The sequence below is a fragment of the Streptomyces sp. bgisy100 genome (assembly GCF_057709105.1).
Window position 1 is genome coordinate 289,258 of sequence record NZ_JBYITE010000001.1, and the last position, 23,493, is coordinate 312,750.

General features: G+C 71.6%; 16 protein-coding genes and 1 pseudogene. 10 read left to right on the forward strand and 7 right to left on the reverse strand.

Annotated elements, in window-relative coordinates; genetic code table 11:
- Position 1 precedes the first annotated feature (1 nt).
- The 5 genes from AC3EQ1_RS01385 (at position 2) to AC3EQ1_RS01405 (ending at position 6,737) form a co-directional block, all read left to right on the forward strand.
- Complete coding sequence (locus tag AC3EQ1_RS01385; RefSeq protein ID WP_351506640.1) at positions 2-982, forward strand: alpha-ketoacid dehydrogenase subunit beta; 981 nt, start codon at positions 2-4, stop codon at positions 980-982.
- 24 nt (positions 983-1,006) lie between these two features.
- Entirely contained in the window at positions 1,007-2,572 is a 1,566-nt protein-coding gene (locus tag AC3EQ1_RS01390; protein ID WP_432092390.1) for a dihydrolipoamide acetyltransferase family protein, read from the forward strand.
- A 744-nt stretch (positions 2,573-3,316) separates the two neighbouring features.
- Entirely contained in the window at positions 3,317-4,699 is a 1,383-nt protein-coding gene (locus AC3EQ1_RS01395) for an HNH endonuclease signature motif containing protein (RefSeq protein ID WP_432092357.1), read from the forward strand.
- Positions 4,700-4,782: 83 nt separating this feature from the next.
- Positions 4,783-5,442, forward strand: coding sequence for a GntR family transcriptional regulator (locus tag AC3EQ1_RS01400; protein WP_432092358.1), 660 nt, complete (start codon positions 4,783-4,785; stop codon positions 5,440-5,442).
- A complete protein-coding gene (locus tag AC3EQ1_RS01405) occupies positions 5,406-6,737 on the forward strand; it encodes an MFS transporter (protein WP_432092391.1) in 1,332 nt (443 codons plus the stop codon). The genes AC3EQ1_RS01400 and AC3EQ1_RS01405 overlap by 37 nt, the downstream gene beginning before the upstream one ends.
- Before the next feature lie 48 nt (positions 6,738-6,785).
- On the opposite strand, the gene AC3EQ1_RS01410 is transcribed toward AC3EQ1_RS01405, so the two are convergent.
- Positions 6,786-7,610, reverse strand: a complete 825-nt coding sequence (locus AC3EQ1_RS01410) for a maleylpyruvate isomerase family mycothiol-dependent enzyme (RefSeq protein WP_432092359.1) — start codon at positions 7,608-7,610, stop codon at positions 6,786-6,788.
- A gap of 161 nt (positions 7,611-7,771) precedes the next feature.
- Here AC3EQ1_RS01410 and AC3EQ1_RS01415 point away from each other — a divergent pair, with 161 nt between their 5' ends.
- Positions 7,772-8,599, forward strand: coding sequence for a carbon-nitrogen family hydrolase (locus AC3EQ1_RS01415; RefSeq protein ID WP_432092360.1), 828 nt, complete (start codon positions 7,772-7,774; stop codon positions 8,597-8,599).
- A 309-nt stretch (positions 8,600-8,908) separates the two neighbouring features.
- Complete coding sequence (locus AC3EQ1_RS01420; RefSeq protein ID WP_432092361.1) at positions 8,909-10,756, forward strand: NHL domain-containing thioredoxin family protein; 1,848 nt, start codon at positions 8,909-8,911, stop codon at positions 10,754-10,756.
- Positions 10,757-11,160: 404 nt separating this feature from the next.
- Here the strand turns inward: AC3EQ1_RS01420 and AC3EQ1_RS01425 are convergent, their stop codons facing one another.
- From AC3EQ1_RS01425 to AC3EQ1_RS01445, 5 genes are all read right to left on the reverse strand, one after another.
- Entirely contained in the window at positions 11,161-11,391 is a 231-nt protein-coding gene (locus tag AC3EQ1_RS01425; protein ID WP_432092362.1) for a hypothetical protein, read from the reverse strand.
- Positions 11,392-11,626: 235 nt separating this feature from the next.
- Positions 11,627-12,589, reverse strand: coding sequence for a DUF4232 domain-containing protein (locus AC3EQ1_RS01430; protein WP_432092363.1), 963 nt, complete (start codon positions 12,587-12,589; stop codon positions 11,627-11,629).
- Positions 12,590-12,766: 177 nt separating this feature from the next.
- Positions 12,767-14,683 carry an AfsR/SARP family transcriptional regulator gene (locus AC3EQ1_RS01435; protein ID WP_432092392.1) on the reverse strand — a complete coding sequence of 639 codons (1,917 nt, stop codon included), beginning with the start codon at positions 14,681-14,683 and terminating at the stop codon, positions 12,767-12,769.
- Position 14,684: 1 nt separating this feature from the next.
- Complete coding sequence (locus tag AC3EQ1_RS01440; RefSeq protein WP_432092364.1) at positions 14,685-15,980, reverse strand: M18 family aminopeptidase; 1,296 nt, start codon at positions 15,978-15,980, stop codon at positions 14,685-14,687.
- A 498-nt stretch (positions 15,981-16,478) separates the two neighbouring features.
- A complete protein-coding gene (locus tag AC3EQ1_RS01445) occupies positions 16,479-18,305 on the reverse strand; it encodes an acyl-CoA dehydrogenase (RefSeq protein WP_432092365.1) in 1,827 nt (608 codons plus the stop codon).
- Positions 18,306-18,438: 133 nt separating this feature from the next.
- Between AC3EQ1_RS01445 and AC3EQ1_RS01450 the strand changes: the two genes are divergently transcribed.
- The 3 genes from AC3EQ1_RS01450 to AC3EQ1_RS01460 all read left to right on the forward strand — a co-directional run bounded on the left by AC3EQ1_RS01450 (position 18,439) and on the right by AC3EQ1_RS01460 (position 21,286).
- A complete protein-coding gene (locus tag AC3EQ1_RS01450; RefSeq protein ID WP_351506662.1) occupies positions 18,439-18,903 on the forward strand; it encodes an SseB family protein in 465 nt (154 codons plus the stop codon).
- A 208-nt stretch (positions 18,904-19,111) separates the two neighbouring features.
- The gene (locus AC3EQ1_RS01455) at positions 19,112-20,065 is read left to right on the forward strand and encodes a pirin family protein (protein ID WP_432092366.1); all 954 of its coding nucleotides are present in this window, start codon (positions 19,112-19,114) and stop codon (positions 20,063-20,065) included.
- Positions 20,066-20,131: 66 nt separating this feature from the next.
- A complete protein-coding gene (locus AC3EQ1_RS01460; protein ID WP_432092367.1) occupies positions 20,132-21,286 on the forward strand; it encodes an AI-2E family transporter in 1,155 nt (384 codons plus the stop codon).
- On the opposite strand, the pseudogene AC3EQ1_RS01465 reads toward AC3EQ1_RS01460, so the two are convergent.
- Positions 21,232-23,367 (reverse strand): annotated as a pseudogene (locus AC3EQ1_RS01465) (ATP-binding SpoIIE family protein phosphatase); the annotation flags it as partial. The gene AC3EQ1_RS01460 and the pseudogene AC3EQ1_RS01465 sit on opposite strands and share 55 nt — an antisense overlap.
- Between the last annotated feature and the right edge of the window lie 126 nt (positions 23,368-23,493).

Genomic DNA, 23,493 nt, shown 5'->3' on the forward strand with positions numbered 1-23,493 from the left:
GATGGCTGTCGAGAAGCTCTCGCTCGCCAAGGCGATCAACGAGTCGCTCCGCAAGTCCATGGAGACCGACACCAAGGTCCTCATCATGGGCGAGGACGTCGGCAAGCTCGGCGGTGTCTTCCGCGTCACCGACGGTCTGCAGAAGGACTTCGGCGAGGAGCGGGTCATCGACACCCCGCTGGCCGAGTCCGGCATCGTCGGCACCGCGATCGGTCTGGCGCTCCGCGGCTACCGCCCCGTCGTGGAGATCCAGTTCGACGGTTTCGTCTTCCCCGCGTACGACCAGATCGTCACGCAGCTCGCCAAGATGCACGCCCGGGCGCTCGGCAAGATCAAGCTGCCGGTCGTCATCCGGATCCCCTACGGCGGCGGTATCGGCGCCGTCGAGCACCACAGTGAGTCGCCCGAGGCTCTCTTCGCGCACGTCGCGGGCCTCAAGGTGGTCTCCCCGTCCAACGCCTCGGACGCCTACTGGATGATGCAGCAGGCCATCGAGAGCGACGACCCGGTCATCTACTTCGAGCCGAAGCGCCGCTACTGGGACAAGGGCGAGGTGGACACCACCGCCATCCCCGGCCCGCTGCACAAGGCCCGGGTCGCGCAGCAGGGCACCGACCTCACGCTGGCCGCCTACGGGCCGATGGTGAAGGTCTGCGTCGAAGCCGCCGCCGCGGCGGCCGAGGAGGGCAAGTCCCTCGAGGTTGTGGACCTGCGCTCGATGTCCCCGATCGACTTCGACACGGTCCAGCAGTCCGTCGAGAAGACCGGAAGGCTGGTCGTCGTCCACGAGGCTCCGGTATTCCTGGGTACGGGTTCGGAGATCGCCGCCCGGATCACCGAGCGGTGCTTCTACCACTTGGAGGCTCCGGTACTGCGGGTCGGCGGCATGCACGCCCCGTACCCGCCGGCCCGGCTGGAAGACGAGTACCTGCCGGGGCTCGACCGGGTGCTGGACGCCGTCGACCGCGCGTTGGCGTACTGAGGGGCTTGAGGAGAGTTCGTGACGATGACTGAGACCGGTCAGCGCTTCCGAGAGTTCAAGATGCCCGATGTGGGCGAGGGACTCACCGAGGCGGAGATCCTCAAGTGGTATGTACAGCCCGGTGACACCGTCACCGACGGCCAAGTGGTCTGCGAGGTGGAGACGGCCAAGGCGGCGGTCGAGCTGCCGATCCCCTTCGACGGGCAGGTGCACGAGCTGCGCTTCGCCGAGGGCACGACGGTGGACGTCGGCACGGTGATCATCTCGGTGGACACCGCGCCCGGGGGAGCTGCTCCAGCCCCGGCCCCGGCCCCGGCCTCGTCCGAGGCGGGTGCGGCGGCAGAGCCGGGCACTGCGGCGGCCGACGCTCCGGCCGCCGAGCAGAACACCGAGCCGGAGGGCCGCCAGCCGGTTCTCGTGGGCTACGGCGTGTCCGTCTCCTCGACGAAGCGCCGGCCGCGCAAGCCGCAGCCGGGGCAGGCGGTTCCGGGGCGTTCCGTGCCGGGGCAGGCGGGTGCCGGCGCAGGCGGCAACAACGGCACGGCCGCGCCGCGGCCGACAGCCGCCGCGATCCAGGCGGAGCTGAACGGACACACCGGTGCCCCTGCGGCAGTGACCCCCACGGCGCCGTCCGGTGGTGAGCCCGGTGGGGCGCGGCCACTCGCCAAGCCCCCGGTCCGCAAGCTTGCGAAGGACCTGGGCATCGATCTGGCCGCGGTGACCCCGACGGGCCGCGACGGTGTGATCACCCGCGAGGACGTGCACGCTGCCGCGGCTTCGGCCATGGCGGCCACCGAAGCCGCGCCGGTGACGCCGCCGGCCCCGGCCCCGGCACCGGTGGCACAGCCGGCCGTCGCACCCGAGGGTGCTGAGACGTTCGCCCCGGGAGCCCGGGAGACGCGGGTGCCGATCAAGGGCGTTCGCAAGGCGACCGCCCAGGCGATGGTCACCAGCGCCTTCACCGCACCGCACGTCACCGAGTTCATCACCGTGGACGTGACGCGGACGATGAAGCTGGTGCAGAAGCTCAAGCAGGACCCGGACATGGCGGGTGTGCGCATCAACCCGCTCCTGCTGGTGGCGAAGGCGCTGCTCATCGCCATCCGGCGCAACCCGGAGATCAGCGCGGCGTGGGACGAGGCCAACCAGGAGATCGTCCGCAAGGACTACGTGAACCTGGGGATCGCTGCGGCCACCCCGCGTGGCCTGATCGTCCCGAACATCAAGGACGCCCACGCCATGACCCTGGCCGAGCTCGCCGAGTCCCTCGGTGAATTGGTGTCCACCGCGCGGGAGGGCAAGACCTCCCCCGCTGCGATGCAGGGCGGCACGGTCACCATCACCAACGTCGGCGTCTTCGGTGTCGACACCGGTACCCCGATCCTCAACCCGGGGGAGTCGGCGATTCTCGCGTTCGGAGCGGTCAAGCTTCAGCCGTGGGTCCACAAGGGGAAGGTGAAGCCCCGCCAGGTGACGACTCTTGCGCTCTCCTTCGATCACCGACTGGTCGACGGCGAGTTGGGCTCCAAGGTGCTCTCGGACATCGCGTCGGTCCTGGAGGATCCGAAGAGGCTCGTCACCTGGGGCTGAGCTGACCTGGCCGTCTTGCGGCTCCGGTGGACCGCCGGAGCCGGTCCACCGGTCGGCCCCTGGCTGTCGGCCAGGCGCTCTGGAGCGCCGATGGCTGACATGACCGAGGGCCGGCCGCAGGACGGCCGCAGCACTGACCGGATCTGTGGCCAGGAGCTGCCCGCCCCGCCCGCTCGACGGATGCCCGAAGCCGGGCGCCGGACAGCACGGGCCGATGGTCGGCGGTGGTTGGCAGCTGGGTGTTGATCGCCGGTCGCCTCGGACTTCTCCGGCTGGTGAGTGGCGCATCGGTGCCCCCGGTGGTCGATAGCTGGAGATTGCACTCTGTGACGGTGGCCCGTCTGCGTCGAGCAGGCGGGCCACCGCGCTGTACTGCCCTGTCCGGCCGGACGGGACGCACGCCGGTGCCTCTTGTGCAGGGCGAACGTGGCTCGCCCTGGCAGCCGTTCCCGACAGCCTTCCGTGCCACCTGATGGAGTGATTCACCCTGCGGAGCCTGGATTCATCACTCTCCGTGATTAAGGATGGCTTGCGAACCTCCGTACGAGCGAGAGGTTCATCGGGGATGGGGGAGACATCATGAACGGAATGTGCTGCGTGGACGGAGTGGCAGAGGTGGCAGGACAAGCCTCTTCTGCGGGAGCCGACCGGGGAACGGCAGACGCTCCCTCGGCGACTGCGACTGCGACTGCGGGTGCCGGTGTGGGTGGCGGCGGCATTGCGGGGTCTGGAGCTGCAAATCCGGTGTCGCCGGACGAACGGGCCGCCTGTCTTGCGACATGTGCGCCGGGCCCGGAGACCGCCCCACTCCTTGGAGACCTGGACCCGGCCCAGCTTTCCGCGGCGGGCCGGATCGACGCGCTGCGGGCTCTGGAGCGTCACGCCGAGTGGGTTCAGGCTCTGCAGGTACGGCTGCTGGGTGCGCTGGACGCCGACCGGGTCGACCCCGCCCCTGAGGGTGACAGCCCCGCGGAGAAGGTGTGGGATTTCACCTGTGAACAGGTCGCCTGTGCGTTACGGATCTCGAACCGCACGGCTGCCACCCGCCTGGCCACCGCCCGGCATCTGACCCGCACCTTCCGTGCCACTCTGGACCTGCTCCAAGCGGGGCGGATCCATTACATGCAGGCACACGCCGTCGTCGACGTGACGCGCAATCTGCCGCGCGCGACCGCGGCGCGGGTCGAGACGCTGGTGGTACGCAAGATGCCCGAGCAGGCCGTGTCGGCCACTCGTAAGGCGCTGCACCGCGCGGTACTGAAGGCCGACCCGGAGGGCGCGGACGGCCGTCACCGGTCGGCGCGTGCCGAGCGGAGGGTCTCTCACCGGATGGACCAGGACGGTATGGCCTGGTGGTCCGTCTACCTGCCCGCAGAACAGGCAGCGCAGTTGGATGCCGCCGTCGACGCCCACGCCCGTTGCCTGCAGGGCGCGGAGGAACACCGGCGCGCGAAGGGCGCGCGTGGCCCGGAGAGCCGGCCGGGAGTGGACGCCGGGCGAACTCTGGAGCAGCGGCGGGTGGACGCGCTGGTCGACCTGGTTCTGCACGGAGACGTCCCGTTCAGCGGTATGGAACTCCTTGAGGACGGGGCGACCCTCCGGCCGATCAGCGCAGGCGGGCGTTCGGCGCCAACCATCCAGGTGACGGTTTCCTTGGACACACTGATCGGTGTCTCCGAGGAGCCTGCGGAACTCGAAGGGTACGGCGCGGTCACCGCTGTCCAGGCGCGGGCGCTCGCCTCGGATCCGGGCTCGGTCTGGCGACGCCTGATCACAGATCCCGGGACGGGGATACTGCTCAAGGTCGATCCCACCACCTACCGGCCTACGGCCGACGTCACGCGCCATGTCACCATCCGGGACCGGCGCTGTGCCTTTCCGAGTTGCCGGATGCCGGCTCACCGCTGCGACCTCGATCACGTCGTGCCGTTCGATCACCGTGACTTCGCGTCCGGTGGGCCGACGACGCCGGACAACCTCGTCGCCCTGTGCCGTCGGCATCACATGCTGAAGCACCACGCCGGCTGGTCGGTCACGCGTGACCCTGCCACCGGGCGGACGACCTGGACCGCACCCACCGGGCACGTCTACCTCAATGAACCGGGTGACTTCACCGCGGTGGCGTGAGGCCGCTCACGAGTGTCTGAGAGCTGTGTCCGTATCTCGGACGGTACAGGCCGACGCATACGTGTTGTATCTATGCTGTGCGCATGTCTTCCGCTGCTGCCCCCGCCAAGCAACCTCCCGCTGCCGAGCGGGTGTACAGCCACGTCAAGCAGGCAGTCCTCGACCGCCGCTATGAGGGCGGCACGTTGCTCACCGAGGGGGACCTCGCCGATGCCGTCGGCGTCTCCCGGACGCCTGTGCGCGAGGCGCTGCTCCGTCTCGAGGTCGAAGGGCTCATCAAGCTCTACCCGAAGAAGGGCGCGCTGGTGCTTCCGGTCTCCGCTCAGGAGATCGGGGATGTCGTCGAAACGCGCCTGCTCGTCGAGGAGCACGCAGTTCGCAAGGCCGTTCCCGCGGGACCAAGGCTCATCCAGCGGCTGGAGGAACTGCTGGAGGAGCAGCGTCGGTTCGCCGCAGAAGGCGATCTGGCCGCAGTGGCAGCCAGCGACCGGTGCTTCCACGCCGAAATCGTTCGCAACGCCGGGAACCAGATTCTCGAGCGGCTCTACGACCAGTTGCGTGACCGCCAGCTGAGGATGGGCGTCGCTGTGATGCACGCTCACCCGGACCGGATCGCCAAGAACATCACTGAGCACGCGGAGATCCTCCGGGCCCTGCGCAACGGTGACGCGGAAGCCGCGGCCGCCGCCGTCCACCAGCACGTCAGCTGGGTGAAGAACCTGGTCCGCGGAGACGAGCGGTGAGCGGCGAGCTACGGCTTCCGGGGGACCCGCCCGGAGGACGACGTGCTGTGGCCATCTGGGGGCTCGGTGTCGCGGTTTACTTCGTGGCCATCACCTACCGGACCAGTCTGGGCATCGCCGGCATCGACGCCGCCGACCGGTTCCACATCAATGCCTCGGCGTTGTCGACGTTCTCCATCCTCCAGCTCCTGGTCTACGCCGGGATGCAGATACCCGTCGGGCTGATGGTCGACCGGCTCGGCACGAAGAAGGTGCTGTCCCTCGGTGTCGTCCTCTTCACGGTCGGCCAGCTCGGCTTCGCGTTCTCCCATTCGTACAGCGCCGCCCTCGCCGCGCGTGCTCTTCTCGGCTGCGGGGACGCCATGACGTTCATCAGCGTGCTGCGACTCGGCGCACGCTGGTTCCCCGCTCGGCGGGGCCCGCTCATCGCACAGGTCGCCGCGCTGTTCGGCATGGCGGGCAACCTGGTCTCCACGATGGTGCTCGCCCGGCTCCTGCACAGCGTGGGCTGGACCCCGACGTTCGCGAGCAGCGCGCTCGGCGGCGTCCTCGTCCTGGTGCTGATCCTGCTGTTCCTCAAGGACCATCCCGAAGGCTTCGAGCCCGGGACCGTCCCGCATGCCGGCGGCGGTTTCGTACGGAAACAGATCGCCGCTGCCTGGCGCGAGCCCGGTACGAGGCTCGGCATGTGGGTGCACTTCACCACCCAGTTCCCCGCGATGGTCTTCATGCTGCTCTGGGGGATGCCGTTCCTGGTCGAGGCGCAGGGGCTCTCCCGGGGCGTCGCCGGGGAACTGCTCACCCTCGTCGTGCTCTCCAACATGGCCGTCGGGCTGGTCTACGGACAGGTCATCGCCCGTCATCACCGTGCCCGGATGCCGTTGGCGCTCGGCACGGTCGCCACGACCGCGCTCGTCTGGGGGCTTGCCCTGGGCTGGCCGGGCGGACAGGCACCGGTGTGGTTGCTGACCGCGCTCTGCCTGGTGCTGGGCTCCTGCGGGCCCGCCTCGATGATCGGTTTCGACTTCGCCCGTCCCGCCAATCCGCCCGAGCGGATGGGTACGGCATCGGGCATCGTCAACATGGGCGGCTTCACGGCCTCGATGGTGACGCTGCTGGCCATCGGTGTCCTGCTCGACGCCACCGGCGACAACTACCGGATCGCCTTCGCCTCCGTCTTCGTCCTGGAGGCGCTGGGGCTTTCGCAGATCCTGCGACTGCGGCGCCGGGCGGACCGGCTGGAGCGTGAACGGATCGTGGCCAGCCGGGTGGAGACGGTCCACGTCCCTGCCTAGTCTTCGGGCAGCGCCCGTGACACGACCCCGTGACAGGACCCCGCGCCGCTACACCGTGATGGCGAACCGCCGCAGAATCGTCAGGGCGAGTTCCTGCTCGCCTTCGATCTTCACTGACTCCGCCACGGTGTCCGGCTTGACCCGCCCGCAGGCCAGCAGCACATAGGTTTCCCAGCCCAGCGAGAGCGTCGCCGTGGGGCCCAACGACGGGCTGCCGGTGATGGAGCCCCGCCCCTCGGCATCCACCCGGACCGTACGGATGAACTCCAGTTCCCCGCTCACGTCGAAGACAACTGCCGAATTCGGCGGCGCGTCCCCGTCCTTGGCGACGACCTTCGGCAGTGCCTCCAGCAGCAGGTCGCGGGCGACCAACGCGGCCGGCGAGTCGAGGTTGCCCGGCCTGCCCACGGCCCGTCGCAGGTCCTGCTCGTGGACCCAGACGTCGAAGGCCCGCAGCCGCAGGGCGTGCTCCAGCGTCGTCTCACTGCCGAGCGGGCCGCGGATCCTGGTGTCCGGGTCCCGGGTCTCGTTCCGCAGCTGCCGGGAGCGGCGGATGACCGTGTACTCGAGCTCCGCCGTCATCTCCGGCGCCGTGTGGCACCGCCGGACGTCGACCGGGACCTCCATGTACCGGGTGAGCTCGTTCGTCACGTGGTACAGGTCGCGAGGCAGGGTGTGGATCGGACGGGGGTCGCCGAGCATCTCGCATTCGACCCCGATGACATGGGAGACCACGTCGCGCACGGACCAGCCCGGGCAGGCGGTGGCGCGGTTCCACTCGCCCTCGACGAGCGGTGTCACCAGCTCGGATATTGCCTCGATGGAGTGGGTCCAGGCGTCGACGTAGGTCTGGAGGCTTGGGTGGACGGTCACGTGACCCCTCGGGCGGTTGGTACGTGGGCTGGGTGCTCGAGCCTCGGCTCTGCCAGTTAAGTTACGCTGCGCACGGGCACCCCGGCAGTGCTTTCACGACTGATCGTAGGGCCTGTTGACCGCCTCGATTCGAACGCTCGAACCATGAGACTGGTGATAGTGTGCGCGCCTCATTGCTCCAGATCGACGTGAATCAGCAGGAGTCGGTCGAATCCCGCCGTGAGCGAGTAGCTGCTCTCGTCCGTGCCCAGTCCGACGCCGATCTCGTGGTCCTTCCCGAGTTGTGGCACGTGGGTGCTTTCGCCTACGAGAGCTTCACCGACCACGCCGAGCCGGTTCCCACGGCGGACGGTGCGGAGTCCGCGCTCGGCCCCACTTCCGAGGCGATGGCCGCTGCCGCTGCCGACGCCCGGGTCTGGCTGCACGCGGGCTCGATCGTCGAGAAGGCGCCCGACGGCACCCTTTACAACACCTCTCTCGTCTTCGGCCCCGACGGCGCGTTCCACCGCTCCTACCGCAAGATCCACCGGTTCGGCTTCGACAAGGGTGAGGCCGTGATGATGGGGGCCGGCGACGAGATCGTCACCGTCGGCGTCCCGGACACCGTCATCGGCCTGGCCACCTGCTACGACCTCCGCTTCCCGGAGCTCTTCCGGCGGCTCACCATGGCCGGTGCCGAGCTGCTCGTCATCCCCGCAGGGTGGCCTGCCCGGCGCCGCGAGCACTGGACCCTGCTGTCCCGCGCCCGCGCCGTCGAGAACCAGGCCTACGTCCTGGCCTGCTGCTCGGCCGGCACCCACTCCGGGGTGGAGCAGGCGGGGCACAGCCTGGTCGTCGATCCGTGGGGCGAGGTCCTCGCCGAAGGGGGCACGGGTGAGGAGGTGCTCACGGTGCAGCTGGACCCGAAGCGCGTGGCCCGGACCAGGGAGGACTTCCCGGCGCAGCGTGACCGGATGCTGGGCCTGCCCGACCCCGACCGCCGCCCGTAGGCGCACCCGGCCCGCCTGTCGCGTACCCCCACCCACGCCCCCTGCCCGGGGCCGCCCGTGCGGCTCAGCGCGCGGCGCTGTGAGAGCCCCGCGCCGCGAGAGCTCCGGCAGCCCGGCCCCGGGAAACCAGCCAGCCCGGCGACCGGCCCCGAAAACCTGGACCCGCCCCCAGAAGCCGACGGCAGGCTTCAGCCGGAGGGAACCGCCGCAGGAACCAGCCGTGGCGCCCAGCCCCGGGCCGTAATGAGGCGCCCAGCCGCGGAATGAGCCGCAGGAATGACCACGTCCCGCATGTGGTTGGCTGAGGACATGGCTCCACGTGCACGCGTCCGCGCTCCCGAGCTGATCGGGAAGGGCGGCTGGCTCAACACCGGCGGCAACGACCTCACCCTCGCCGACCTGCGAGGACGAGTGGTCATTCTGGACTTCTGGACGTTCTGCTGTGTCAATTGCCTGCACGTTCTCGACGAGCTCCGCGAGCTGGAGGAGAAGCACCGCGACACTGTCGTGATCATCGGGGTGCACTCGCCCAAGTTCGTGCACGAGGCCGAGCACCAGGCGGTCGTGGACGCCGTCGAGCGGTACGAGGTCCACCACCCCGTCCTCGACGATCCCGACCTGGCCACCTGGAAGCAGTACGCGGTGCGCGCGTGGCCCACGCTCGTCGTCATCGACCCCGAGGGCTACGTCGTAGCCCAGCACGCCGGTGAGGGACACGCCCACGCCCTGGAGAAGCTCGTCGAGGAGCTGGAGGCCACGCACACCGCCAAGGGCACGCTGCGCCGCGGCGACGGCCCGTATGTCGCACCCGAGCCCGTCGCGACCGAGCTGCGCTTCCCCGGCAAGGCCCTCTTCCTGCCGGAAGGGACCTCCGGGGCGGGAACCTCAGGGGGAGGCACCTTCCTCGTCTCGGACACGACGCGGCACGCCCTGGTGGAGCTGGCCGGGGACGGCGAGACGGTGCTCCGCCGCATCGGAACCGGTGAGCGCGGGTTCACCGACGGCGGGCCGGACCGGGCGCGGTTCAGCGAACCGCAGGGCCTGGCCCTGCTGCCCGACGGCACGGTGGCCGTCGCCGACACCGTCAACCACGCGCTGCGCAGCTTCGACCCCGCCACCGGCGAGGTCGGCACCCTCGCCGGCACCGGCCGCCAGTGGTGGCAGGGCTCGCCCACGTCCGGACCCGCCCGCGAGGTGAACCTCTCCTCTCCCTGGGACGTGGCCTGGTGGGCGGACCGGCTGTGGATCGCCATGGCGGGTGTGCACCAGCTGTGGACGTACGACCCGTCGGCCGGCACCGTCGAGGCCGCCGCCGGCACGACCAACGAGGGCCTGGTCGACGGGCCCGCGGCCGACGCCTGGTTCGCCCAGCCGTCCGGGCTCGCGGCCACCGAGGAACGGCTGTGGATCGCCGACTCCGAGACGAGCGCCGTGCGCTGGGCGGAGCGCGACGGCGAGGGCTTCGCGATCCGCACGGCCGTCGGAACCGGTCTCTTCGACTTCGGGCACCGGGACGGTCCCGCCGGACAGGCCCTGCTCCAGCACCCGCTGGGCGTGACCGCGCTGCCCGACGGCTCGGTCGCCGTCAGCGACACCTACAACCACGCGCTGCGCCGCTACGACCCGGACACCGACGAGGTGAGCACCCTCGCCACCGACCTGCGGGAGCCGTCCGGAGCCGTGCTGGTGGACGGTGACATCGTGGTCGTGGAGTCCGCCCGTCACCGACTGACCCGGCTGCGGCTGCCCGAGGAGGCCGTGCGGGTCGAATCGGTCGCGCACCGGACGCAGCGGACGGCGACCGATATCGCCCCGGGGACGCTGCGGCTCGACGTGGTCTTCCGGGCCCCGGCCGGCCAGAAGCTCGATGAGCGGTACGGCCCGTCGACCCGCCTGATCGTCAGCTCCTCGCCGCCGGAACTGCTGGCGGACGGCGCCGGTACGGGTACGGACCTCAGCCGGGACCTCGTCCTGGCCGAGGGGGTCACGGACGGCGTGCTGCACGTCTCGGCGATGGCGGCGTCCTGCGACGACGACCCGGCGAACGAGTACCCGGCCTGCCATGTGCACCAGCAGGACTGGGGCGTCCCCGTCCGGGTGACCGCGGACGGTGCGGACCGGCTTCCGCTGCTGCTCGCCGGATTGGACGAGGGGTGACGCCGGGCTCCGGGCCCGTTGACATCGGGGGCAGGGCCGCACATGTGGCGGGTGGGGGGTGGGATCCGTGTGCACGGCGATGTGCACCAGCGGCAGCCCATCACTCAGGGTCGGTGGGAGGCGGAGAGCTCACCGGACGTCAGCGGCGCGGCGGTCGTGTCTCGGCACCCTGGTCCGCCCTCGGCGCCGCGCAGTCGTATGTCAGCAGCAGTGTCCTGGTGAACGGGACAGCTGTCCGGAGTCGGCTCGGCTGCTGTTGACGGTCCCCCGGTGAACGGGTGCCGCGCAGCGTTTGCCGATGGCGTCCCGGCCGACGGGACAGCTCGCGGAGGGACTGACGGTGGAGGGACCGACGGTGAGTGTCCCGCTGAAGCGGACAGCGCCGGCGACGGCCGCGGGAACGATCAGCGGTAGTAGCGGTGTTCGTCCTCGACCTCGACCACTGGAGCGCCCGGTGCCGGAGGCTGGACCCGCCGGCGCTTCAGAATGCTCACGTACGCCGCGAGGCCGATGAATCCGACCGCCATCATGATCAGGCCGGCCAGGTCGATGTTGACCCCGGCCATGTGCCAGTCGGTCGCGAAGGTGAGGATCGCCCCTACCGCGATCAGACCGATGCACCCGCCGATACCCATGGTGTCCGCCTTCGTTGTTCGTATGGCTGTTCCGTGACCGGGGCCGGCTGCTGCCGGACCTGTGACGGACTGGACCCTTTTCGGGTACCCGGGTCCGGAACGGCCATGCGGTGGAGGCCTCATGGGGCCCGCCCAGGAGAGCCGGTCGTACGGGAACCGGACGGGAATCCGGCCGGCCGCGTCTCCTCCGGGACCCGGGCCGTTCCCGGGCCGCCGTCTCAGCCGGTCCGGTGCGTCACCAGGTGAGAGCGTCGGCCATGCTGTCCAGCCAGTACGTCACCCGGGCGTGGGCGTCGGCGTGGGCCGGGCCGCCCGGGGCCCTGAGGATCACCGGACGGCCTGCGCCACGCTTCCCGTCCGTCCCGGTGACATCGACGCGGAGTTCGGAAATGACGTAGCGGCCCGACCCCTTCCCGGTGTCCGCGCCCGTGTCCGTACCGGAGAGACGGATGCCGGCGTAGACGGTGCCGCCGGGCGGGATCGTGGTGACCGACTGCGACCTGCTGGTCTCCGCCCGGTCGAGGGCGGACCGGCCGGTGCCCAGGGCCACTCGGGGGCCGGAGGCGGCGTCGCAGGCGGTCCGCGAGGTGTTGGTGGCCATCAGGACCAGGTCCCTGACGGGGCGTTCGATGGCTTTGATCCGCAGAACGGTGTTCGCGGTGGTGCAGACCGGACCCGTCCGCCCGGCGGCGTCACCCGGGGCGAAGGCGCCGCCCAGGCTGTACTCCTGACCGTCGGCCCCACCCGACGTCTTGCCGGGCTCCTGCCCGCTCCCGGCCCGTCGTTCGCCGGTCCCGGCCTCCCCGCCGGAGCCGTGTCCGTCGTTGCCCGGCCGCCCGGACCCCGGCTCCGCTCCCTCGCCCGCCTGCGCCCGGCCGGTGTCGCTCCGTGCGTCGCTCTCTCCCCGGAGACCGGAAGCCCCGCGCCCTCCGCCTGCGCGGCGCCGTTCGCCATCCGGACCCGCGCTGTCGTCGTCCCGGCCCGCGCCGGCCCGTCCCGAGGCCGTCGGAGTGGGCGACCCCGACGGGCTCGCCTCAGGTGAACCGGTCGTTTCCAGGCTGTTCGTGGAGTCGTCGGAGATCCGCACCCCGGCGCCCGAACCGTCGTTGCACGCGGTGAGTGCGAGGGCGGCCACGGCGGTCAGGCACACCGCGGCGAGACGCAGCGAACGGGACTGGCGGGGGATGGCGGACGGCATGTCGGTCTCCCGTGGGGCTGGGCGGCTGACGAGTACAGGGGGAACCCTGCCGTGGGGCGTTGCCGTGCCGCTAACTTCCGCCTAACGCTCCGCCCGGGCCGGTTCCGGCCCGGACACCCGTCCCCGCCTCGCCGGACCGTCTGCCCTGCTGGTCCGTGCCCCTACCGCTCCGCGTCCCTACCGCTCCGCGTCCCCGGGTGGTGCCGCCCCCGGGCGGTCGGTGTCGGGCCGCGCAGGACGGTCCGGCACAGCCCCGTCCGGCCCCGCACCGGCTTCCGCCTCGCGGGCGAACAGTTGCACCAGCGCGCTGATGACGTAGCGGTCCGTGGCCTCCTCGTCCACCAGATGCATCTCGGCGAGCCGGTCCAGGCCGTCCCGGGTGCGGTCGGGATCCGAACCGGCGAGGGCGGCCGCGGCCGAGGCGTCGACCTGGCGGCCGGAGCCCATGGCGAGGGTGCTGAGCAGCCGGGCGTCGTCCGCCGAGAGCCGCGCCACCGAATTCCTCAGTGCCGCGGCGACCCCGGCGTCCTCCGCGGACAGCAGGGCCAGCCGGCGCCGTTCGTCGCGGAGCGCGGCCGCCAGCCGGGCCAGCCGCCAGCGCGGGCGGGCCGTCAGTTGCGCGGCGGCAGCGCGCAGTGCGAGGGGCAGGCCGTCGCACAGATCCACCAACTCCCTGGCGGCCTGCGGATCGTCGGCCACCCGCTCCGCGCCGAGCATGGCGCCGAGCAGCGCCACCCCCTCGTCCGCCCCGAACGCCGGCACCGGGACGGGCCGAGCGCAGTCGGTGGCGACCAGTCCGTCGAGCCGGCTCCGGCTCGTCACCAGGGTCGCGCAGAACGGGCCGCCCGGCAGCAGCGGCCGTACCTGCGCTGAGCTGCGGGCGTTGTCGAGGACGACCAAGAGCCTGCGGCGCGCCGCGATGGTGCGGTAGAGCGCGGATGTCGCCTCCACCGACGGGGGGACCCGGTCGGGCGGAGTGCCGAGTCCGATGAGGAACTCCCGCAGGACCGCGGCCGGGTGGGCCTCCTCGCCCTCGCCGAAGCCGCCGAGGTCGGCGAAGAGCTGTCCGTCGGGGAACGCGCCGGCGTGCTGGTGTGCCCACTGCACGGCGCAGGCGGTCTTGCCCGCCCCGGCGGGCCCGGTGACGACGGCGACCGGGCTCTCCCCCTGCGCGGTGGCGGTGAACCAGTCGGACAGTTCCCGCAGTTGGATCTCCCGTCCGAGGAAACGGGCCGGCGGCCGGGGCAGCAGGGAGGGCGCGGTGTACTCGGTGTATCCGGAGTCTGTGGTTCCGGATGCTTCCGGTCCGGTCGTCGTGTGCCGCTGCGAAGGGTGATGGGGCGCGGGGGTGGCGGCCTCCGCGTGCAGGATGTCCTCGTAGGCGCGGGTGAGCCGCTCCCCGGGGTCGACGCCCAGTTCCTCGCCGAGGAGCTGCCGGGTCCGGTGGAACCAGCTGATGGCGTCCGACTGGCGGCCCGACCGGTACAGCGCCTGCATCAGGTCGGCGACGAGCCCTTCGCGCAGCGGGTTGGCGGCGGCTTCGGCGTACAGCACGACGGCGGCCTGCTCGTGTTCGCCGAGTGCCACGTGCGCGGTGGCCAGCGCCTCGACGGCTGCCAGCCGCCGTTCCTCCAGGGCGTGCGACGCGGCGGCGAACGGCGGGCTCGGCACGGTGCCGGTGAGCGCCGGCCCGCGCCACAGGCTCAGCGCCTCGCGCAGCAGCCCCACCGCGTCGCCGGGGGCCCTCTCGGGCCGGGCGAGGTCCAGCAGTTCACTGAAACGGTGGGCGTCCAGCAGCTCTTCGGGAAGCCGCAGCAGGTACGCCGAACCGTGCGTGGCCAGTTCGATGCCGTGCAGTTCGGCGCCGCCCTCCGCCAGAACGGCCCGCAGCCGCGACACGTGTCCCTGGACGACCGTGCGGGCGTGGGCCGGTGGCTCGTCCTCCCAGAGGCAGGTGATCAGCTGCTCGAGGGAGACGATGACGTTGGGCTGGAGCAGCATCATCGCCAGCACACTGCGCCGCTTGGCGGGTCCGAGCGGCAGCTCACCGGATCCACCCGTGACGGTGACCGGCCCGAGCAGCGAGAATTCCAACTCAGTCCCCCAGGAATGCCGAAAGGGCATTGGCGAGAAGGTACGGGTCCTCGGCGCCGCAGAGCTCACGGGCCGAGTGCATGGACAGGATCGCGACGCCGATGTCGACGGTCGCGATGCCGTGCCGTGCCGCCGTGATGGGCCCGATCGTGGTGCCGCACGGCATCGAGTTGTTGGAGACGAAGGACTGCCACGGCACCCCCGCCCGGTCGCAGGCGTCGACGAACACGGCCCGGCCGCTGCCGTCGGTGGCGTAGCGCTGGTTGACGTTGACCTTGAGGATCGGGCCGCCGCCGGGCATCGGATGGTGGCCGGGCTCGTGCCGCTCGGCGTAGTTGGGGTGGACGGCGTGCCCGGTGTCGGAGGAGAGACAGATCGTTCCTGCGAAGGCGCGGGCCCGGTCCTCGTAACTGCCCCCGCGGGCGAAGACCGACCGTTCGAGGACGTTCCCGAGGAGCGGGCCGTCGGCGCCGGTGTCGGACTGGCTGCCGTTCTCCTCGTGGTCGAAGGCGGCGAGGACGGGGATGTGGGTCAGTTCCTGGCCGGACGTGGCGACAGCGGCCAGGGCGGCGGTGGCCGCGTGCACGGACAGGAGGTTGTCCATCCGCGGCCCGGCGAGGAGCTCCCGGTCCCGGCCGAGGTAGGCGGGGGGCTCGACGCTGTGGACCATCAGGTCCCAGCCGGTGACGTCGTCGGCGGGAACGCCCGCCTCGCCGGCGACGAAGCGGATCAGATCGCCTTCGCGCGGGTCGCCGAGACCCCAGATCGGCGTCATGTGGCGCTGCTTGTCGAGCTTGAGGCCCTCGCTGTTGACCGACCGGTCGAGGTGGACGGCGAGTTGGGGGACCCGCAGCAGCGGCCGGTCGACGGCGACGAGGCGGTGGCTGCCGTCGCGCAGGGTGAGCCGCCCGGACAGGCCGAGGTCCCGGTCGAGCCAGGTGTTGAGGAGGGTGCCGCCGTAGATCTCGACGGCGATCTGCCGCCAGCCGTGCGAGCCGGTGTCCGGGATGGGCTTGACCCTGAGGTTGGGCGAGTCGGTGTGGGCGCCCACGATCCGGAACGGGGTCTCCGGGCGCGCGTTCTCCGGGACGTACCAGGCCACGATCGCCCCGCCGCGCAGCACGTACTTGCCGCCGGTGCTGCCGTCCCAGGCCGCGGTCTCCTCGACCTGACGGAACCCGGCCTTCTCCAGCCGGGCGGCCGCGCTCGCCACCGCGTGGTACGGGGAGGGGCTCCCGGCGAGAAACGTGATCAGGTCGTCGGTGTGGCCGCGGTCGAAGCGGGCGTGCGCGCTCATGCAAACAGCATAGAGAGCAGGCCGCATGCCTTTCCCGGAGCTGGAGCGGGTGTGACGCGTTCCGCGGTCCTCGCGGGTCGGCGCCGGGGCGTGGGCCGGCGGCCGCGGGGCGCACGGTGGGCGGGCCGGCCGCGGGCGGCGACGGGTGAGGCCGGGCCCGTGGCCGGGCAGTCCTGTTGGGTCGGACAGGGGAGCCGAGCAGTCTGTTGCTGCGGACAGGGCAGCCGGGCAGACCTGCTGGATGGGAGCCGGGCAGTCCTGCTGGATCGGGCACGAGAGCCGGGCAGTCCTGTTGGATCGGACAGGAGACGGGACGGGCTGGATCCGAACGGGCAGGCCGTTGTCCGAAGGGACCGGACAGAGAGCGACGGGCGGGTGCCCAGGGCGCCGGGCGCGACCGCCGGGTGTCCCGTGGCCCCGCCACCCACGACGAAGCCCCCGTCCGCATCAAGCGGACAGGGGCCCCGTCACGGCTGCACCGTCAGTGGATCACCCGGCTCAGAAGGCCGACTCGTCCAGCTCCATCAGGGAGTTGTCGATGGTCTCGGCGAGGTTGCGCTGCACGGCGACGCCCGGCAGGACGTTGTGCGCGAAGAACTTCGCCGCCGCGATCTTGCCCTCGTAGAAGGCCTTGTCCTTGGCGGACGCCGAGGACAGCTTGTCGGCCGCCACCGCCGCGCCGCGGAGCAGCAGGTAGCCGATGACGACGTCACCGGAGGCCATCAGCAGGCGGGTGGTGTTGAGGCCGACCTTGTAGATGGACTTGACGTCCTTCTCGGTGCCGGCGAGGTCGGTCAGCATGGCGCCGACGATGGCCTCGAGGTCGACCGCGGCCTTGGCCAGCTCCTCGCGGGCCTCGGCCAGGCCCTCGCCGCCGACGGCCTCGGCGAGGAACTTCTTGATCTCCTCGGAGAGGGCGGTCATCGCCTGGCCCTGGTCCCGGACGATCTTCCGGAAGAAGTAGTCCTGGCCCTGGATGGCCGTGGTGCCCTCGTAGAGGGTGTCGATCTTGGCGTCCCGGATGTACTGCTCGATCGGGTACTCCTGCAGGTAGCCGGAGCCACCGAAGGTCTGCAGGGACTGGGCGAGCTGCTCGTAGGACTTCTCCGAGCCGTAGCCCTTCACGATCGGCAGGAGCAGGTCGTTCAGGCGGCTCAGCGCGGAGGCGTCCTCGCCCGCGGCCTCCTTGACGAGGATCTCGTCCTGGACGGTCGCGGTGTAGAGCACCAGGGCGCGCATGCCCTCGGCGTACGCCTTCTGCGTCATGAGCGCGCGGCGCACGTCGGGGTGGTGCGTGATGGTGACGCGCGGGGCGGTCTTGTCGGTGAAGGCGGCCAGGTCCGGGCCCTGCACGCGCTCCTTGGCGTACTCCAGGGCGTTCAGGTAGCCGGTGGAGAGGGTGGCGATCGCCTTCGTGCCGACCATCATCCGCGCGAACTCGATGATCATGAACATCTGGCGGATGCCGTCGTGCTTCTCGCCGATGAGCCAGCCCTTGGCCGGGTGGCGGTCGCCGAAGGTCATCTCGCAGGTGTTGGAGGCCTTGAGGCCCATCTTGTGCTCGACGTTGGTGGCGTAGACGCCGTTGCGCTCGCCCAGCTCGCCGGTCTCGAAGTCGAACTCGTACTTCGGCACGAGGAAGAGGGAGAGGCCCTTGGTGCCGGGGCCGGCGCCCTCGGGGCGGGCGAGCACGTAGTGGAGGATGTTCTCCGACATGTCGTGCTCACCGGACGTGATGAAGCGCTTCACGCCCTCGATGTGCCAGGAGCCGTCCTCCTGCTTGACGGCCTTGGTGCGGCCGGCGCCCACGTCGGAGCCGGCGTCCGGCTCGGTGAGCACCATGGTGGAGCCCCAGCCCTTTTCCACGGCGATCTTCGCGATGTGCTTCTGCTGCTCGGTGCCCTCGTCGTAGAGGACGCCCGCGAAGGCCGGGCCGGAGGCGTACATCCACACGGCCGGGTTGGAGCCGAGGATGGTCTCGGCGAAGCCCCAGAGCAGCGAGCGCGGGGTGCAGGTGCCGCCCAGCTCCTCCGGGATGCCCAGACGCCACCACTCGGCGTCCATGTAGGCCTGGTAGCTCTTCTTGAAGCTGGCCGGGACGGGCGCGGTGTTGGTCTCCGGGTCGAACACCGGGGGGTTCCGGTCCGCGTCGGCGTAGGACGCGGCCAGCTCGTTCTCCGAGAGACGGGCTATCTCGGACAGCACGCTCTTGGCGGTCTCGACGTCCATCTCCGCGAACGGGCCGGTGCCGTACACCGTGTCGCGGCCGAGGACCTCGAAGAGGTTGAACTCGATGTCGCGGAGATTCGACTTGTAGTGCCCCATGGCGACGGCTCCGTTAAGGCTCGGGAGGCGGGATCCTCGTGCGCATATCAACTACGTTGCCGCCATGATGCTACCGGCCGGTAATAAGAAGCAACCCCCAACCGCGCAACTGTGACTCGTTACGCTTTGACCCATGTACGGCTACGACCAGAACGCGGGCGCCGGGCAGCAGTACGCCGCGCCACCGCCGCAGCAGGCGCCCGGAGGGTACGGCGGCCAGCCGCTGTACCCCGAGCCGTCGCCGCCCTCGCTCGCCGACGCGGTGCGTGCCTTCACCACCGGCTCGATGTCGGCCGAGGACTTCCAGGGGATTCTCTCCACGTCCAAGGTCTACTGCCCCCGCGGTGAGGGGCCGGGTTTCCTGGCGCTGCACAACACCCAGCAGCCGGTGATCCCGATGTTCACCTCGCTCAAGGAGCTGCGCGGTTACGCCGGCAAGGAGTCGAAGTACTTCGTCATCACCGGAGCCGAGGTCCTGGACCTGCTGCCCACGGGGTACGGCTTCGTGCTCGACATGGAGGGCGACCACCGCATGGTCTTCGACGCGAAGGCCGTGGAGCAGATGGTCGACTTCGCGATGCGCCGGATGTACGGCTGACCGCGCTCCCCTTCCTGCTCCGCCCCTTCTCCTCCCTGCTCCCGCCTCTTCCCGTACGCCCCGCCCGCTCCCGGAGGGCCCGCCGCACCCGTGCGGCGGGCCCTCCGGCGCGTCCGGGGCGGGAGGTGCCGGGCGCCCCGGGAATGCTCCGCGGTTGCCGGATGTTCACCATTCAACTAAATTGGGAGCACGCCCCGAGGAGGCCGACATGCCTGCTGTCACGCCCGAGAACCCGCTGACCCTGCCCCGCGTCACCGCCCCCGCGGACGCCGCGCCGCGCCCCGTGCTGGCCGTCGCCACGGCGCCGAGCGGGCTGGAAGGTGAGGGCTTCCCGGTGCGCCGGGCCTTCGCCGGCATCGACTACCGGCACCTCGACCCGTTCATCATGATGGACCAGATGGGCGAGGTGGAGTACGCGCCCGGCGAGCCCAAGGGCACCCCCTGGCACCCCCACCGCGGCTTCGAGACCGTCACCTATCTCATCGACGGAACGTTTGTGCACCAGGACTCGCACGGCGGCGGCGGGACCATCAACGGCGGCGACACCCAGTGGATGACCGCCGGCTCCGGGCTCCTGCACATCGAGGCGCCGCCGGAGTCGCTGGTGGTGAGCGGCGGCCTGTTCCACGGCCTCCAGCTGTGGGTGAACCTGCCGCGCCAGGACAAGATGATCCCGCCGAAGTACCAGGACATCGGCGGCGGCAACGTGAAGCTGCTCGCCTCGTCCGACGGCGGAGCGGTGCTGCGGCTGATCGCGGGCGAGCTCGACGGCCACCGCGGGCCGGGGATCACGCACACCCCGATCACCATGATCCATGCGTCGGTCGGCCCCGGCGCGGAGCTCACCCTGCCGTGGCGCCCCGACTTCAACGCCCTGGTGTACGGGCTGGCCGGACGCGGCACCGCCGGCGCCGAGGGACGCCCCTTCCGCACCGGCCAGGCCGTGGTCCTCGGCCCGGGGGAGACGCTGACGGTACGGGCGGACGCCACCCAGGAGTCGCGCAGCCCGAACCTCGAGGTGGTGCTGCTCGGCGGCGCCCCGATCCGGGAGCCGATGATGCAGTACGGACCGTTCGTGATGAACACCCGCGCGGAACTGGCCCAGGCCTTCGAGGACTTCCAGGCCGGCCGCCTCGGCACCGTCCCCGCCGGGGCCGCCTGACCCCGCCGTCACCCGGCCGGGCGCGCTGGGCGGGATGGCCCGGCGCGCCCGTGGTGGGCTGGGGTGGTGGCGAACGACCCGCCTCTGCTTCCGCGCGCGGCGCGCAGGACCGCGGCCTGGTGCGCCGTGGCGCTGCTCGTCGCGGGGGTCGGCGCGGTGGCCATCTGGCTCTGTGTGGTGCTGCGGGACGCCCTCGTGCCCGTGCTGCTCGCGCTGCTCGGCACCGCGCTGCTCGGGCCGCTGCACCGTCGGCTCGTCCGGCTGGGCCTCTCCCGTTCCCTGGCCGCCGGGCTGACCTGTCTCGCCCTGGTCGGCGTGGTCGGCGGCGCGGGATACATCGTGGTGAGCGCGCTGATCGATTCCGGGGACCAGATCGTCGACTCGGTCCGGACGGTCGCCCGGCAGATCGGCGACCACCTCGATCTGGCCGGCACCTCGCTCGACGACTTCGCCTCGAAGGCGAAGGAGCTGGTGGGGAAGTTCGGCGGGTCCGCCGCGTCCGGGCTGCTGTCCGGGCTCAGCGTCGTCGGGCAGCTCCTCGCGGCCTCCGTGCTCGCCCTGCTGCTGACCTTCTTCTTCCTGCGCGACTCCGACCGGGCCGCGCGCACCCTCCACACCCTCGCGCCCCGCGGGACGGGACCCCGGGTGGAGGCCGTCGCCCGCATCGCCTTCGGGGCCGTCGAGGGCTTCATGCGCGGGACCACCCTGATCGCGTTCATCGACGCGGTGTGCATCACCGCGGGGCTGCTGATCCTGAGGGTGCCCGGTGCGGTCGGCCTCGGCGCGCTGGTCTTCGTCGGCGCCTACATCCCCTATCTGGGCGCGCTGATCTCCGGCACCGTCGCGGTGCTGGTGGCGCTCGCCGACCGGGGCTTCGTCATCGCCCTGTGGGCGGTGGGCGTGGTGCTGGCGGTGCAGCTGCTGGAGGGGCATGTGCTCCAGCCGGTGATCCAGAGCCGCACCGTGCAGATGCACCCAGCGATGGTGATGGTCGCCATCACCGCGGGGGCCGGGCTCGCCGGGATCCTCGGCATGCTGCTCGCGGTGCCGATCGCCGCGGCCGCCTTCGGGGTGCTCGGTGCGCTCCGGGAGGCCTACGAGGAGGGACCGGAGCCGTCGCCGTCCGGTGAGGGGCCGTCGCCGCCGCCATCGGGTGAGGAGCCGTCGGGCGAGGGCCCGTCCGGCGAAGGCCCGTCCGCCGAACCGGGCGAACCCTCGTAGAGCTCGAACCAGATGCACTTGCCCTCGCCCCGCGGGTCCACGCCCCAGGAGTCGGCGAGGATCTCCATCAGCAGCAGCCCGCGTCCCGAGGAGGCCATCTCGCCGGGACGGCGGCGGTGCGGCAGCTCGTCGCTGGCGTCCGAGACGTCGACCCGCAGCTTCCGGGAGGAGCGCTCGCCCGCCGCCTCGGCGACCATCAGGGCGTCGCCGTCGGTGTGCACCAGCACATTGGTCACCATCTCCGAGACCATCAGCACCGCCGAGTCGACCTGCTCCGGGTCCGCCCAGTCGTGGAGCAGTTCCCGCAGCTCGTGCCGGACGCCGGCGACCCGCTCGGGTTCGGCCTGCGCGATGGTGAGGACCGTCCGGCGCAGCGGCCGCGGGGCCGGGCCCTCGGCGGGGTGGCAGCCGCAGCCCGGCGCGTTCCGGCAGAGCAGGAGGAGTGCGATGTCGTCCTCGCGGCGGTCGGCGAGCGGGCCGGTGGTGTGGTGCGAGGACGGCCCGTGCACCGCCTGGACGAGCCCGTCGGCGAGGGACTCCAGGTCCTCGCCCGCGTGCTGTTCGATGATCCCGCGCAGCCGCCGCCAGCCGCTCTCCAGGTCGTGGCCGCCGGTCTCGATCAGCCCGTCGGTGCAGACCATCATCAGCTCGCCCGGTTCCAGGGTCAGCCGGGTGGTCGGGTAGTCGGTGTCCGGGTCGATGCCCAGCGGCAGCCCGCCGGCGGTCGGCCGGACCAGCATGGTGCCGTCGCTCATCCGGGTCGCGATGTCCGGATGGCCGGCCCGGGCGACGTCGAGGGCGCCGGTCTCGGGGTCGACCTCGATGTAGAGGCAGGTGGCGAAGCGCGGGTCGGGCCCGCCCTCCCCGTCGGGCCACTGGTCGACCAGACCGGACAGGAAGCGGGAGGCCCGGGAGAGGACGGCGTCCGGCCGGTGGCCCTCGGCGGCGTAGGCGCGCAGCGCGATCCGCAGCTGGCCCATCAGCCCTGCGGCCCGCACGTCGTGCCCCTGGACGTCCCCGATGACCAGGGCTATGCGGCCGGACGGCAGCGGGATCATGTCGTACCAGTCGCCGCCGACCTGGAGGCCGCCGCCGGTCGGCACGTAGCGCGCGGCGACCGTCATCCCGGGGATGTCGGGCTGGACGGTGGGCCGCATGCTGCGCTGCAGGCCGCTGGCCAGTTCGCGTTCGGACTCCTGGACGCTGGCCCGGGACAGCGCCTGCGCCAGCATCCGGGCGACGGTGGTGAGGACCGACCGCTCGTCGGGGGTGAAGGTCACCGGGTAGCGGAACGCCGCCATCCAGGCGCCGATGGTGCGGCCGGCCACGATCAGCGGGAGGAACGCCCACGACTGCCGGTGGAAGGGGGCGGACAGCGGCCAGGTGCCGGGGAAGCGGCGCCGGTACTCCTCGGGGCTGGGCAGGTAGACGGCCCGTCCGGTGCGCACCACCTCGGCGGCCGGGTAGTCGGTGTTCAGCCCCATGTGGACGAAGGGGCGCTCGTCGCCGTCGCCGTAGCCGTGGTGGCCGATGACGTTCAGCCGGTCGCCCTCCACCCCGAAGACGGCCAGCCCGTCCGGGGAGAAGCCCGGCATGGAGAGGGCCGCGGCCACCCGCAGCACCTCGGAGGTGGAGCGGGCCTCGGCCAGTGCCCGGCCCGCGTCGAGGAGGAACGCCTCGCGGGAGCGGCGCCAGTCGCCGGTGACCCGGGTGCGGGCCGCGGCGGCGGTGCCGGGCTGCGGCTCGGCGACCTCCTGGATGGTGCCGACGATCTCGTGCTGCTGGGCGTCGGGGCGGGTCCGGGCGCGGACGGTGCGCAGCACCTTGCCGTCGTCGCCCATGATCCGCAGCCGCATCTCGGCGAGGGTCCCCTCGGCGACGGCGAGATTCACCACACCGTTGATCTCGACCCAGTCGACGGGGTGGAAGCGGGAGCGCACGGCGGACACGGAAAGGGTGGCGGGATCCGCGGGCAGGCCCAGCAGCCGGGCGGCCTCGGCGTCGACGGTCACCGTCCCCGAGGCGTTGTCCCAGCGCCAAAGGCCGGTCGCGGTGGCGGCCAGGACATCCTCGGTGCGCATTGCACCACTTTATGAGGCTTTCCAAAGCTTTGACGAGCGGCCGGGCGCCGGAGGTGTGCCGGTACCCTTGCATACGGCCTTCGCTAGGCCGACGAGTGCCCCCAGGGGCGCACACCCCGACCTGAC